Genomic DNA, 12892 nt, shown 5'->3' with positions numbered 1-12892 from the left:
GCGGCGTGAGCTCGGATGGGCACGCCCAACACCGCCCTGCTGGGCGGCTTTGCCGCGCTGACCGGCGCGGTGTCCCTCGCGGCGGCCGAAACGGCGATCCGCGAGTGTCTCAGCGGCCGGTTGGTGCACGACACCATGGAGGCGGCGCGGGATGCCTTCGCGTACGTCCGGTACCAGCAGCGAGAGCGCGCCTCGCCGCCACCGCGGCGTCGACCTCGCCGGGGGTGGCATCGGGGTTGCCGGCATCGGGGTTGCCGGCATCGGGGTTGCCGGCATCGTCGGGGACGGCACGTGGCGTGGCCGCGAGCGGTTGAGGCCGGGTACCTGATCGCCCCCGGCCGCGGATTGCGACGATGAGGGTATGCGAGTCGTCAGCACGTCCCTGCTCGGCCAGATGGTCGCGGGGCACCTCGCCGGTCGCGGTGACGGCGCCGGCAGCCGGCGGCCGGTGGTGGTGGCGTCGGGGAACTTCGCGAGTCCGACGGTGGCGCTGNGGGCGGTGGACGAGGTCGTCGAGTCCTACCGGCTGTTCGTGCTCAATCCGCAGGTGGGTCTGCCGGTGCGAGCGGGGGTGTCGCCGGTGACGCCGTTCGTCGGTCCCGGCATGCGGGGGGTGGCGACGCTGGAGTACGTGCCCTGCCGGCTGAGCCTGGTTCCCCGCCTGCTGGCAGGGCCCTGCCGGCCCGATGTGGTCGTGCTGCACACCAGCCCGCCGGTGAACGGGCGGGTGTCGCTCGGCACTGAGGTCAACATCCTGCCGGCGGCGGTGGAGGCGGCACGGGCCGGCGGCGGGCTGGTGATCGCCCAGCTGAACCCGGCGATGCCGTACACGTTCGGCGACGGGGAGCTGGCGTTGGACATCGTCGACCTGGCCGTCGAGGCGCACCAGCCCCTGCCGAACCCCGCGGTCCGGGCGGGAGACGAGGTGGTGCGGGCGATCGGGGAGCGGGTCGCGGCCCTGGTGGCCGACGGCGCGACCCTGCAGCTCGGCATCGGTGGGGTGCCGAACGCCACGCTCGCCGCGCTGACCGGCCGTCGCGGGCTGCGGGTCTGGACCGAGACGTTCTCCGACGGCGTGCTGGCCCTCGACCGGGCGGGCGCGCTCGACACCGGCGCCGATCTGGTCACCAGCTTCCTGTTCGGCTCGGCGGAGCTGTACGGGTGGGTGGACCGCAACCCGCGGGTGCGGCTGCTGCGTACCGAGACCGTGAACGATCCCGGCGTGATCGCCCGCCAGCCGGCGATGACGTCGATCAACACGGCGTTGCAGGTCGACCTGCACGCTCAGGTGAACGCCTCGCACGTGCGGGGGCGGGTCTGGTCCGGTTTCGGCGGGCAGCCCGACTTCGTCGCCGGTGCTCTGCACGCGCCGGGCGGGCATGCGGTGATCGCGCTGCCGAGCTGGCATGCCAAGTCGGACACCTCGACCGTCGTGGCGGCACTCGACGAGCCGACGACCAGCTTCCAACACAGCTATGTCGTCAGTGAGCACGGCACGGCCGCACTGTGGGGGCGCAGCGTGCAGGGACAGGCCCGGGACATCATCGCCCACGTCGCCGACCCGCGCGCCCGCGACGGGCTCACCCGGCACGTCGAGGCCACGGCCGCGACGCCCTCGGGCTGAGCGGCACCGCGGCTGCCCGGGCGCGTTCCCGGGCGCTGAGGGAGGCCAGCGCCGGGTCCGTCTTCGGCCCTTCGCGCATGCGTTCCAGCACACGGCGGGTGACCGACGGGGAGAGCAACGACTGCCCGGCCGCGACCGCCCGGATGGCGCTCACGAGGTCGTTGCCACGGATCTCCTTGAGCACGTAGCCGGCCGCGCCCGCCATGATGGCGGAGAACAGCGCCTCGTCGTCGTCGTCGTACGACGTCAGAATCAGACAGGCGATGTCGGGGTGGGCGGAGCACGGCTCGGAGCAGGCGGCAGGGTGCACCGTCACCACCATCCCGGTGCGGCATGTCCGACTCCGGGCGGAGCGGACCGTTTGTCTTCCCGGGCAGGACGATCGACNCGTGTGGCCGGATGGCTGCCGCGGGATGGTCCTCTCATGAATCTCCCCGGCATTCACCAGTCCCGGTCGGCCGTGACGGCCAGGCCGGATGTGCAGAACGGTGCGCCCAGGGTGGGCCCGCGCCCGCCGCACCGGGCGATCGAGCCCGGCAGCCGGTCCTGCTGCTGCCCCTCCGAGCCGGTCGCCCAGGTAACGCTCGCCCCGAGCGAGACGCGTGCCCACGAGGTCGACATCCTGCTGTGCGCCCACCATCTGCGCCGCAGCGCCCTGGCATTGAGATCGTCGGGGGTCGCCGTCTACGACCAGAAGGGCAACCTCATCGAGGACCCGGCCAGGGTGTTCGGCCGGGATCGCTGACAGGCCGCCCGCTGGATCCGGCGAGCGTCCGCAGGGTGGGCGCGGTGTCCGGAAGACCGGTCAGACCGGTCAGACCGGCGGGACCAATCGGGTTTGTCCGTCCCTGTGGGGACACAAGGTATGCGGAGGTTGAGCGGCGGTAAGCGCGCAGGCGGTTCCTGCCTGGTGCGAGGGGAGGGGGACGTGGGCATGTCGGCTGTGCCGAACGACGGCGTGCCGAACGACGGCGTGCCGGACGCCGCGGGGCCGGACGGGGGCGACCCGAGCGGCTGGTTCCCCCCGCACGTCCTGCGCGACTACGCCTTCCTCGGCGACGGGGAGCGTGGGGCGCTGGTCGGCCCGGACGGCGACCTGGCCTGGATGTGCGCGCCGAGCTGGGACTCCGACGCCGTCTTCGCCACGCTGATCGGCGGCGCCGGCTGCTACGCGGTCACGCCGGTCGGCCGCTACAGCTGGGGCGGCCACTACGACCGCCGGTCGCTGATCTGGAACGGGCGCTGGGTCACCACCGACGGCGTCGTCGAGTGCCGCGACGCGCTCGCGCTGCCCGCCGACCCGCACACCGCGGTGGTCCTGCGCCGCATCCGGGTCCTGGCCGGCTCCGCGCAGATCCGGGTCGTCCTCGACGTCCGGGCCGGTTTCGGCCTGGCGGACATGGGCGAGCTCACCCTCGGCGACGAACGCGACGGTGGGTACGACGGTGGGTACGGGGGCGAGCACGGCGCGGGCGCCGCCTGGACCGGCCGGTCCGGGCCGGTGACCTTCCGCTGGTGGGGCGCCGCGAACGCGACCCGCACCGGTGGCGGACCGTTGGTCGTCACGCTGAAGCTGGCGGCCGGCGAGCAGCACGACCTGCTGTTGGAGATCTCCGACCGGCCCCTGCGGCGGCCGCGGGTCGGCGGCGCGTGGGACCTGTGGCGGGCGACCGAGGCCGGGTGGCGCGACGCCGTCGGTGCACCGGCTGCCGGCTCCCTGGCCGCCGGTGCTCTGGCCGTCCACGACACCGAGCAGGCGCTCGCGGTCCTGACCGGGCTCACCAGCAGCGCGGGAGGGATGGCGGCGGCCGCGACGATGAGCCTGCCCGAGCGGGCCCGCGCCGGGCGCAACTACGACTACCGCTACGCCTGGATCCGCGACCAGTGCTACGCCGGACGGGCGGTCGTCGCGCACCGCCAGTACCGGCTGCTCGACACCTCGGTCGGCTTCGTGGCGCAGCGGCTGCTGGCCGACGGCCCGGCGATGAAACCCGCCTACACGACCCGCGGTGGCGCGGTGCCCGACGAGCGCGTGCTGTCCCACCTCGCCGGGTACCCGGGCGGATCCGACCGGGCGGGCAACCGGGCGGGCGGCCAGTTCCAGCTCGACGCGTTCGGCGAGGCGCTCGAGCTGTTCGGCCTCGCCGCCCGCCACGGCCGGCTCGACGCCGACGGCTGGCGGGCCGCGCAGGCGGCGGTCGACGCGATCGTGCGTCGCGGCCACGAACCCGACGCCGGCATCTGGGAGATCGACGACCGGCGGTGGGCCCACTCCCGGCTGACCTGCGTCAGCGGCCTGCACGCAGTCGCGGCCCACGCGCCGGCCCGGCTGGCCTCCCGCTGGCACGACCTGGCCGAGGCGATCCTGGCCGACGTCAGCGCCGACTGCCTGCATCCCGGCGGCCGCTGGCAACGCAGTCCCGGCGATCGGCGGATCGACGCGTCGCTGCTGCTGCCGGCCCTGCGCGGCGCGCTGCGGCCCGACGACCCCCGCAGCCGGGCCACCGTCGCCGCGGTGGAGGCCGAGCTCGTCCGCGACGACTACGTCTACCGGTTTCCCCCGGACGGTGGCGGGCCGCTCGGCGACTCCGAAGGCGCCTTCCTGCTCTGCGGCTTCCTGCTCGCCCTGGCCCGCCATGACCGGGGCGACCGGCTCGGCGCGCGGGTGCTGTTCGAACGCGCGCGGGCGAGCTGCGGCAGCCCCGGCCTGTTCGCGGAGGAGTTCGACGTCGACCAACGCCAGCTGCGCGGCAACCTGCCGCAGGCGTTCGTCCACGCCCTGCTGCTGGAATGCGCCGCTGTTCTCGCCCCGGATGAACACCGGGATGGCGGGTAGGGAGGCCCGCGCGGGGGATCGGCAGCGGCGATGAATGGCAGCTCACGCTGAATGGAGGCAGGCCGGCATGGCGGAACGCAAGGTGGCTCTGGTAACCGGGGCGTCGGCGGGAGTCGGACGGGCCACGGCGCTCGCCCTGGCCGATCACGGCTACGACGTCGCACTGCTGGCGCGCGGACGCGCCGGGCTGCAGACGGCGGCGGCCGAGATCGAGTCGCGCGGAAGGCGCGCGCTCGTCCTGCCCACCGACGTCGCCGACCACGCGGCGGTGGACCGCGCCGCCACCACCGTGGAGGACCGACTCGGGCCCCTCGACGTGTGGGTCAACAACGCCATGACGACCAGCTTCGCCCCGCTGGCGCAGACCTCGCCGGCGGACTTCCAGCGGGCGATCGAGGTCACGTTCCTCGGTCAGGTCTGGGGCACCATGGCCGCGCTGACCAGGATGCGCCCCCGCGACCGCGGCTCGATCGTCAACGTCGGCTCGGCCCTGGCCTTCATCGGTATCCCGCTGCAGGCCCCGTACTGCGCGGCGAAGTTCGCCAGCCGCGGCTTCTTCGAATCGGCCCGCGCCGAACTGCTGCACGACGGCAGCAGAGTCCGGATGTCAATGGTGCACCTGCCCGCGGTCAACACCCCGCAGTTCTCCTGGTGCCACACCTCGCTGGACCGCCACCCCCAGCCCGTCCCGCCGATCTACCAGCCGGAGCTGTGCGCGAAGGTCATCGTGCGCGCCGCCGTCGACGGCCGCCGCTCGAAAATCATCGGGTCGTGGAACAAGGCCCTGGTCGCCGCCGGTTCGATCGCTCCCGGCTTCGGCAACCACTACGCCGCCCTGGGCGCGTGGGAGTCCCAGCTCACCGACGCCCCGCTGGCGCCGGACCGGCCGGACAACCTGCGCGCGCCGGCCGACGGTGACCGCGACGCCGGGGCGCACGGCATCTTCGACGACCGCGCCGGCGGGTTCACCGACCCCGGTTTCCTGCGCTCGCTGCCCCAGACCGGCCGCACGTTCGCCCGGGCCCTGGTCGCCACCGTCCGAGACCGCCGGCGCCCCCGCGCGCAGCGCCCCCGACCCACGACCGGCGCCCCCGCGCGGCACACGGCCGACGTCTGAGCGAGGCCGGCACGGTCGTGGACGTGACCGCGCGGGCCGGCCGGAACCGGCCGGACCGCGCGGGTGGGACTATGCGGGTGGGACTACTGGCCCGAGCTGCCCGTGGCGGCCACGGAGCCGAGCAGCGAGGCGTTGCCGGAGTCGGCCTCCGCCTTGCGGCGACCCATGCTCTTGGGCTCGATGTCGACGTCGGCCGCCTCGGCGCGCAGCGCCGCGACGGTGCACTTCTCCCGCGGCCGGATGGCGAAGGGGTCGAACGAGAAGGCCCGCATCGCGTTCTCATGGGTGATCTTGTTGATGTCGGCGTCCGAGACCCCGGCAAGGTCCTTGAACAGCTTCTCGGGACCGTGCGGCCAGGTGGAGTCCGAGTGCGGGTAGTCCAGCTCCCACATGATCTTGTCGATGCCGACCTGGTCGCGCAGCTTCACGCCCACCGGGTCGTCGATGAAGCAGGTCCAGATGTGGTCGTAGAAGACCTGGCTGGGCAGCCGGCCGCCGAGGTCGGTGAACGTCCACGCGTGGTGGTGCTGGTAGACGTAGTCGGCGCGCTCGAGGGCGTAGGGCAGCCAGCCGATGCCCCCCTCGGACAGGGCCATCTGCAGGTTCGGGATCCGCTTGAAGATCCCGGAGAAGACCAGGTCGGTGACCGCCATCAGGCTGTTCACCGGGGTCAGGGCGATCATGACCTCCGGCGGCGCGTCCGGGGCGGTGATGTTCATCGACGACGACGAGCCGATGTGGATGCACACGACCACGTTGTTGTCCGCGCAGGCGCGCAGGAACGGGTCCCAGTACTCGGTGTGGTAGCTCGGCAGGCCCAGCTTGGTCGGGTTCTCGGAGAAGGTCACCGCGCGGGCGCCCTTCGCCGCGACCCGGCGGACCTCCTCGGCGGNGAGCTCGGGGTCCCACAGCACCGGCAGGCTGATCGGGATCAGNCGGTCCGGGTGGGAGCCGGCCCACTCGTCGATGTGCCAGTCGTTGTAGGCGCGCACGCTGGCCAGCGCGAGGTCCTTGTCCTTCGCGCGAAGGAAGAGCTGGCCGCAGAAGTGCGGGAAGGTGGGGAAGTTGATGCCGGCGAGCACGCCGCCGGCGCTCATGTCCCNCACGCGCTCGTCGGCGTCGTAGCAGCCGGGGCGCATCTGGGCGTACTCGGTGGGGTCGAGCCCGTACTCCTCCGGGGGACAGCCGGCGACGGCGTTGAGGCCGACGTTCGGGGCGAAGCCGTCCTCGAACGCCCACAGGTCGCCGCCGTTGGGGCCCTTGACGATGTGCGGAGCCCGGTCCTTGTACTTCGCCGGGATGTGCGCGTCGAACAGCGTGGGCGGTTCCACGACGTGGTCGTCGACGCTGATCAGAATAAGGTCTTCGACCTGCATGACACTCCTTGACGCTTGCGGAGGACGGAGGAACGCACCAGATGCCTCCCAGCTCCTCGTCGGTGAACGTGACGCAGCTCTATGAGCTGTAACACTACTAAGACTACCGTCAGGATGAGGGCGTTGTCAGTGATGGAAGCGTCTTCAGTGATGGAAGCGTTGTCGGCGATGAAAGCGTTGTCAGCGATGAGGGCGTTGGCGGGGACGGAAGAGCTGCCGGCCTCGGACCGCCGGGGGCGGCCCGATCCCGGCGGGGCTCAGAACGCCGAGCGGTGGTGGCCGCCGTCGACCTCGATCCAGTTGCCGGTGACGTAGCCGGCCTGCTCCGAGCACAGGTAGACGATCATCGAGGCGATCTCGTCCGGGCGGCCGAGGCGCGCGGCGGGCACCCCGGCGTTGGTGCGCATCCACTCGCGGCGGGCGTCGGCGTCGTGCACGCCGACGTTGGCGTCCATGTACGCGATCGCGTTGGCGGTCTCGATCCAGCCCGGCGCGACCGTGTTCACGGTGATGCCGTAGCGGGCGTACTCGTCGGAGACGGTCTTGAGCAGGCCGATCGTCGACGGGCGGGTGGCGTTGGCGATGGCGTGGTGGATCGCGCCCANCGGCTCCTTGGCGGTCNCCGAGCCGATGTGGACGAAGCGGCCCCAGCCGGCCTCGCGCATCCCNGGCAGCACGGCGTGCAGCAGGTAGACCTGGCTCATCGTGTAGCTGCGGAACGACTCGACATAGTGCTCGGGCTCGGTGATGTCCTCGAAGTCGCCCGGAATGTTGAACACGGTCTGGCCGATCACGATCAGCGGCGGCCCGAACGTCGCCGTGACCTCGGCGACCGCCCGGTCGACGTCGGCGCGGTCGGTGAGGTCGGNCGACACCCCGATCGCGGTGCCGCCGTCGGCCGTGATCTGCTCGACGGCCTCGTCGATGGCGGTCTTCGTCCGGGCGACGATCGCCACCTTGCAGCCTTCGGCGGCCAGCAGGCGGGCGGCCTCGCGGCCCATCCCCTTGCTCCCGCCGGTTAAGAAGACGACCTTGCCGGCGATCCCGAGATCCATGCGTTGTGCCTCCTGGGCGTGGGTGCCCGCTCGCCCGCCGGCCTGCGGCCGGGGCGTCGGGTGGTCAGGTGGGGAACGGCGGTCGGCTCCCGGGGCCCCGCGCCTCGCGGCGGGGTTCGCGGCGGGGAACGAGGTGTGGTCAAGCCGGCAGCCGCGATGTAGAACACAATTCTAGGAACGTCCTGGCGGGAGCGTCAACGCATCGGCGGCGCGGCCACGCGGGGCGTGGGCGGCCGAACCGGCCCCCGTGCCGGGCTGGTGCGGGGGAAACTTGATGCTTCCGTCAAGTTTCGGTCGCCCTGACGAACTGACGAACGGACGAGGTGATCCCGAACTCCGGTGATCATCATGGGGTGCGGCCGGCCGGCCGACCACAGGGAGACCAGGTGTTGATCTTATGACGTTTCCCCTCGCGGGTATCAGGGTGCTGGAGTTCTCCGAGCACGGTTTCGTGCCGTCCGCCGCGGCGGCGCTGGCCGACTTCGGCGCGGACGTCGTCAAGCTGGAACGGCCCACCGGCGATCCGATGCGCCAGATCCACGCCAACCGCCTCGTGCCCGAGGCCGACGGTGAGGAGTTCATGTTCGAGCTGGTCAACCGCAACAAGCGGGGCGTCGCGCTCGACGTGGAGACGGCGGCCGGCCGGGCCGTGTTCGAACGGCTCGTCCGCTGGGCGGACGTCTACATCACCAACCAGCTGCCCCGGGTGCGCCGCAAGCTGCGCACCGAACCCGCGGACCTGCTGGCCCTCAACCCGAAGCTCGTCGTGGCCAAGGGCCACGGCCAGGGCCAGGCCGGCCCGGACGCCGAGGCCGGCGGCTACGACGGGGTCTCCTACTGGGCCCGCGGCGGCGTCGCCCACGTGCTCACCGCGCCGGACGCGCCGGAGCCGACGATGCAGCGCCCGGCCCTCGGTGACGTGCCGACGGGCATGTTCCTCGCGGGCGCGGTCTGCGCCGCCCTCGTCGGAGTCCTGCGCACCGGCAAGGGCGTCGTCGTCGACACCGCCCTGCTGAACGGCGCGACCTGGACGATGGGCCCCGACCTGGCCTACAGCTCGCTGACCGGCCGCCAGATGCAGATGACCGGCGGCGGCCCGCGCAGCCCCCTGGTCAACACCTACCGCACCGGCGACGGCCGCTTCGTCAACCTCGTGATGCTCGACGAGGCCCGCTACTGGGCGCCCGCCTGCACCGCCGTCGGTCTGCCCGAGCTGATCGACGCCTACCCGGACGCCGCGTCGCGCCGGGCCGCCTGGGGCGAGCTGGGCGAGGCGTTCCGCGCGGCGATCGGCGCGCTCACCCGCGCCGAGTTCGACGCCCGGCTGCGGGAGCAGGACTGCATCTTCTCGTTCTACGCGGTGCCCGAGGAGGTCGTCGCCGACCCGGCCGTCGTCGACAACGGCTACCTCATGGCCCATCCGACCCGCCCCGGGCTGCGCCTGCCCGCCGCGCCGGCCCAGTTCGACGACGCGCATCCGGTGATGCGCCTGGGCGCGCCCGCGCTCGGCGAGCACTCCCGCGAGGTGCTGCGCGAGGTGGGCTACGACACCGACGAGATCGACCGTCTGGTCAAGGACGGCGTCCTCGGCAGCCCCCCGGCCGCCTGACCCGCCGCCCGTGACCCGGGCCGGATCCGCCGGTCGCCCAGCGGATCCGGCCCGCCTGCCCGCGACCGCTAGCCGGCGACCGGCTCGTGGGGGACGACGCGGGGGACGACCGGCTGGTGGCTGGTCGCGCCGCCGTCGACGGTGAGCTGCGTGCCGGTGACGTACTTCGACTCGTCGGCCGCCAGGTAGACCGCGGCGGCGGCGATGTCGGCGGGCTCGCCGAGCCGCGGCAGCGACAGCATGCTGCGGATGACGTGCATGTACTCCTCGTCGGCGAGCAGCTTGCGCATGACGTCGCCCTCGGTGTTGATGAACCCGACGATGATCGCGTTGGCGCGGATGGAGTCCGGGCCGTAGTCGACCGACATCTGCCGGGTCAGCGCGTTGATCGCACCCTTGGACGCCTGGTAGGCGGGCCGGGAGCGCACGGACAGGATGCTCGACGACGCCGAGATGTTGATGATCGAGCCGCCGCCCGCCGTGCGCATGTGCGGGATCGCGTACTTGCTCGCCCACAGCGTCCCGTACAGCGCGGTCCGGACGGTGTAGTCCCAGTCCTCGTTGGTGATCTCGTCGACGTGGTTGTCGACGCCGCTGATCGTCACGTCCGTCGCCGCCGCGTTGTTCACCAGCACGGTGACCGGGCCATAGGCGTCGACGGTCGCGGCGATGGCACCCGCGACCTCCGACTCGATCTTGTTGTCGGCGCGCACGAAGGTCGCGGTGCCGCCGGCGTCGCGTAACTCCTTCTCCAGCGTGGTGCCGGTCTCGATGTTGCGCCCGGTGAACGCCACCGCCGCGCCCTCGGCGACGAACATCCGCACGATCCCGGCGCCGATGCCGGCGGTGCCGCCGGTGACCAGCGCGACCTTGCCCTGAAGCCTCATCTGCCGTCCTCTCGGTGCGACCGGTACGACCGGACCTGCTGCTGGTGCGGGGCGCTCATCCCCTGCCCGCGGCCTGCACGGCGATCGCGGCCAGCTCGCCCGGGGTGCTGCCGCGGTGCTCGCGCAGGATGTGGCGCAGCGTCAGGTCGACGTCGGCGCCCTCGGCCCGCAGCGCGGCGACGGTGGAACGCTCGCGCGGGCGGTGGGAGAAGGCGTCGAAGTCGAACGCCCGCAGCGCGTTGAGGTGCGTGATCGCGTTGACCTCGTCGTCGGGGATGCCGGCCAGCGAGCGGGCCAGCTCCTCGGGGCTGTTCGGCCAGGTCGAGTCGCCGTGCGGGTAGTCGCACTCCCACATGATCGTGTGCAGGCCGACCCGCTCGCGCAGCACGAGACCGGCCGGGTCGTCGATGAAGCAGCTGTAGATCTGGTCGCGGAACAGCTCGCTGGGCAGCCGGTCGCCGAGCTCGGTGCCCGTCCACGCGCGGTGGTGGCGGTAGACGTAGTCGCAGCGCTCGAGGGTGTAGGGGATCCAGCCGATGNCGCCCTCGGACAGCGCGATCCGCAGGTCCGGGTAGCGGGGGAGCACGCCGGAGAACAGCAGGTCGGTCAGGGTCGACTGGGTGTTCATCGGGCTGAGCGCGATGGAGACCTCCATCGGCGCGTCCTCGGCGGTCACCGGCACCTGCGACGACGAGCCGATGTGCAGGCAGACGACGACGCCCGTCTCGGCGCAGGCCGCCCAGAACGGGTCCCAGGAGCGGCTGTGCAGGCTCGGCAGGCCGAGCTTCGCCGGGTTCTCCGAGAAGGTCACCGCGCGGCAGCCCTTCGCGGCGACCCGCCGGATCTCGGCGGCCATGAGCTCGGCGTCCCACAGCGGCATGACGGCCAGCGGGATGATCCGGCCGGGATGCGCGCCGGCCCACTCGTCGATGTGCCAGTCGTTGTAGGCGCGCACGACGGCGAGTCCGAGCTCGCGGTCGGCGGTGGCCCGGGTGAGGAACTGGCCGCAGAACTGGGCGAACGTCGGGAAGTTCAGGNTGGCCAGCACCCCGTTGACGTTCATGTCGCGGATGCGCTCGTCGATGTCGTGACACCCCGGCCGCATCTGGTCGAACCGGGTCGGGTCTAAGCCGTAGTCCTCGGGGCGAACGCCGGCGACCGCGTTGAGGCCGATGTTCGGGGTGATCTGCCCCTCGTAGGTCCAGATCTGGTTGCCGTCGGCGGTCTCGACGACGTGCGGCGCGCGGTCGCGGTAGCGGGCGGGGATGTGCGCGTCGAACATGGTGGGCGGCTCGACGACGTGGTCGTCGACGCTGACGAGGATGAGGTCACCGACATCCATGGGGCGCTCCTGTCAGGGGTGGCGGTTGGCGGTTGGCGGTTCGCGGCTGTCAGGCCGTGGCGGNGGGGGCGGGGCGGACGTGGGCCCCGCCGCTCAGGCGGTGGGGACGGTGACGCCGATGTTGTCGACCAGCGGGGTGGTGCCGAAGCGGACCGAGGCGAGCAGGCGGACCTCGCCGTCGCTCGGCCCGCCCTCCGCGGCCGGGTCGAGGGTGTCCAGCGGGCGCAGCGTCGCGGCCTCGACGGCGACGATGTAGTCCGGGTCGGCGACCGGGCGCAGCCGGGCCAGGGCGACCTCGGCCGCGGCGCGGGCGTCGCGTTCCCCGGCGGCGATCGCGTCGGCCGCGGCGGTCAGCGCGGCGTACAGCGCCGGCGCGGCGGCGCGCTGCTCGGGGGAGAGCTTGGTGTTGCGGCTGGAGATCGCCACCCCGTCGGGCTCCCGGCGGGTGGGGCAGCCGATGACCCGCGACGGCAGGTGCAGGTCCTCGGCCATCCGCTGGAACATCACCAGCTGCTGCCAGTCCTTCTCGCCGAAGAACGTCAGGCAGGGCCCCGCGATGTTGAGCAGGGTCGCGACCATCGTGACGAGCAGCTCCATGTGCTCGCCCTCGGGCATGCCGGTCAGGTGCCGCAGCATCCCCGGCATGGCCATGAAGGTGTTCGAGGGCCGCTGGTAGAGGTCGTCGCGCATCGGGATGTAGAAGATGTCGACGCCGGCCGCCTCGAACAGCGCCTGGTCGTGGGCGAGGTCGCGGTTGTAGGCCTGCACGCCGCCGGAGGCCCACTCCAGCTTCAGCGCCCCGTTCCAGAACACCGCGACGACGTCGCACTCCTTCTTCGCCTGTTCGACCAGGGAGATGTGCCCGGCGTGGGTGNCGCCGCTGGTGCCGACCATGGCGACCCGTCGCCCGGCCGCCCGCTCGGCGTCGAGCAGCTCGCGGACCTCGGCATGCTTCTCAGTCGTGATCATGACGCGCTCCAGGGTCGAGGATCATCGCCGCGCTCTTCCGGGGAAAAGGGGCGGGGAAAGATGGTGAGGGGATGTGA

At 72.6% G+C, this 12892-nt stretch carries 8 protein-coding genes and 12 pseudogenes; 6 read left to right on the top strand and 14 right to left on the bottom strand.

The genetic code is table 11. The annotated features are described in order from the left end of the window. Nucleotides 1-151 precede the first annotated feature (151 nt). Nucleotides 152-328, top strand: a complete 177-nt coding sequence (locus tag UK94_RS34025) for a hypothetical protein (protein ID WP_157734398.1) — start codon at nucleotides 152-154, stop codon at nucleotides 326-328. A 276-nt stretch (nucleotides 329-604) separates the two neighbouring features. After that, entirely contained in the window at nucleotides 605-1624 is a 1020-nt protein-coding gene (locus tag UK94_RS62330; RefSeq protein ID WP_313949575.1) for an acetyl-CoA hydrolase/transferase C-terminal domain-containing protein, read from the top strand. A 22-nt stretch (nucleotides 1625-1646) separates the two neighbouring features. On the opposite strand, the pseudogene UK94_RS22600 reads toward UK94_RS62330, so the two are convergent. Then, nucleotides 1647-1904, bottom strand: a pseudogene (locus UK94_RS22600) (DNA-binding response regulator); the annotation flags it as partial. A gap of 108 nt (nucleotides 1905-2012) precedes the next feature. On the opposite strand from UK94_RS22600, the gene UK94_RS22595 reads away from it, so the two are divergent. The 3 genes from UK94_RS22595 to UK94_RS22585 all read left to right on the top strand — a co-directional run. Further along, nucleotides 2013-2369: hypothetical protein (locus tag UK94_RS22595; RefSeq protein ID WP_313949572.1), on the top strand; the 357-nt coding region annotated here is incomplete at its 5' end. 189 nt (nucleotides 2370-2558) lie between these two features. Beyond that, nucleotides 2559-4460, top strand: a complete 1902-nt coding sequence (locus UK94_RS22590) for a glycoside hydrolase family 15 protein (RefSeq protein ID WP_235489280.1) — start codon at nucleotides 2559-2561, stop codon at nucleotides 4458-4460. Nucleotides 4461-4527: 67 nt separating this feature from the next. After that, the gene (locus tag UK94_RS22585; RefSeq protein ID WP_050997136.1) at nucleotides 4528-5577 is read left to right on the top strand and encodes an SDR family oxidoreductase; all 1050 of its coding nucleotides are present in this window, start codon (nucleotides 4528-4530) and stop codon (nucleotides 5575-5577) included. 83 nt (nucleotides 5578-5660) lie between these two features. Here UK94_RS22585 and UK94_RS62325 read toward each other — a convergent pair. The 7 genes and pseudogenes from UK94_RS62325 to UK94_RS62285 all read right to left on the bottom strand — a co-directional run. Next, nucleotides 5661-6469, bottom strand: a pseudogene (locus tag UK94_RS62325) (amidohydrolase family protein); the annotation flags it as partial. A gap of 44 nt (nucleotides 6470-6513) precedes the next feature. Then, nucleotides 6514-6679 (bottom strand): annotated as a pseudogene (locus UK94_RS62315) (amidohydrolase); the annotation flags it as partial. 1 nt (nucleotide 6680) lies between these two features. Further along, nucleotides 6681-6953 (bottom strand): annotated as a pseudogene (locus UK94_RS62310) (amidohydrolase); the annotation flags it as partial. 257 nt (nucleotides 6954-7210) lie between these two features. Next, nucleotides 7211-7557 (bottom strand): annotated as a pseudogene (locus UK94_RS62305) (SDR family oxidoreductase); the annotation flags it as partial. Nucleotides 7558-7575: 18 nt separating this feature from the next. Next, nucleotides 7576-7621 (bottom strand): annotated as a pseudogene (locus UK94_RS62295) (hypothetical protein); the annotation flags it as partial. A 1-nt stretch (nucleotide 7622) separates the two neighbouring features. Next, nucleotides 7623-7821 (bottom strand): annotated as a pseudogene (locus UK94_RS62290) (short-chain dehydrogenase); the annotation flags it as partial. A 1-nt stretch (nucleotide 7822) separates the two neighbouring features. Next, nucleotides 7823-8008: SDR family NAD(P)-dependent oxidoreductase (locus UK94_RS62285; RefSeq protein ID WP_235489278.1), on the bottom strand; the 186-nt coding region annotated here is incomplete at its 3' end. Nucleotides 8009-8405: 397 nt separating this feature from the next. On the opposite strand from UK94_RS62285, the gene UK94_RS22570 reads away from it, so the two are divergent. Next, complete coding sequence (locus UK94_RS22570) at nucleotides 8406-9617, top strand: CoA transferase (protein WP_011604623.1); 1212 nt, start codon at nucleotides 8406-8408, stop codon at nucleotides 9615-9617. 68 nt (nucleotides 9618-9685) lie between these two features. Here the strand turns inward: UK94_RS22570 and UK94_RS22565 are convergent, their stop codons facing one another. From UK94_RS22565 to UK94_RS62265, 6 genes and pseudogenes are all read right to left on the bottom strand, one after another. Continuing rightward, nucleotides 9686-10504, bottom strand: coding sequence for an SDR family oxidoreductase (locus UK94_RS22565; RefSeq protein WP_011604624.1), 819 nt, complete (start codon nucleotides 10502-10504; stop codon nucleotides 9686-9688). A 55-nt stretch (nucleotides 10505-10559) separates the two neighbouring features. Continuing rightward, nucleotides 10560-11043, bottom strand: a pseudogene (locus tag UK94_RS62280) (amidohydrolase family protein); the annotation flags it as partial. A 1-nt stretch (nucleotide 11044) separates the two neighbouring features. Continuing rightward, nucleotides 11045-11541 (bottom strand): annotated as a pseudogene (locus tag UK94_RS62275) (amidohydrolase family protein); the annotation flags it as partial. 1 nt (nucleotide 11542) lies between these two features. Beyond that, nucleotides 11543-11846: pseudogene (locus UK94_RS62270) on the bottom strand (amidohydrolase); the annotation flags it as partial. A 93-nt stretch (nucleotides 11847-11939) separates the two neighbouring features. Next, nucleotides 11940-12720, bottom strand: a pseudogene (locus tag UK94_RS22555) (pantoate--beta-alanine ligase); the annotation flags it as partial. 1 nt (nucleotide 12721) lies between these two features. Further along, nucleotides 12722-12815 (bottom strand): annotated as a pseudogene (locus UK94_RS62265) (pantothenate synthetase); the annotation flags it as partial. Nucleotides 12816-12892: the final 77 nt, after the last annotated feature.

The organism is Frankia sp. AvcI1 (genome assembly GCF_001420875.1).
GTDB classification, from domain to species: Bacteria; Actinomycetota; Actinomycetes; order Frankiales; family Frankiaceae; genus Frankia; species Frankia alni.
This window is presented reverse-complemented; position numbering and strand designations above follow the sequence as displayed.

Excerpts from the sequence above, each read along its gene's own strand:
- UK94_RS22590 (WP_235489280.1), top strand. The coding sequence starts at position 2,559 with ATGTCGGCTGTGCCGAACGACGGCGTGCCGAACGACGGCGTGCCGGAC.
- UK94_RS62330 (WP_313949575.1), top strand. The coding sequence starts at position 605 with ATGCGGGGGGTGGCGACGCTGGAGTACGTGCCCTGCCGGCTGAGCCTG.
- UK94_RS22565 (WP_011604624.1), bottom strand. The coding sequence starts at position 10,504 with ATGAGGCTTCAGGGCAAGGTCGCGCTGGTCACCGGCGGCACCGCCGGC.
- UK94_RS22585 (WP_050997136.1), top strand. The coding sequence starts at position 4,528 with ATGGCGGAACGCAAGGTGGCTCTGGTAACCGGGGCGTCGGCGGGAGTC.
- UK94_RS22570 (WP_011604623.1), top strand. The coding sequence starts at position 8,406 with ATGACGTTTCCCCTCGCGGGTATCAGGGTGCTGGAGTTCTCCGAGCAC.
- UK94_RS34025 (WP_157734398.1), top strand. The coding sequence starts at position 152 with ATGCCTTCGCGTACGTCCGGTACCAGCAGCGAGAGCGCGCCTCGCCGC.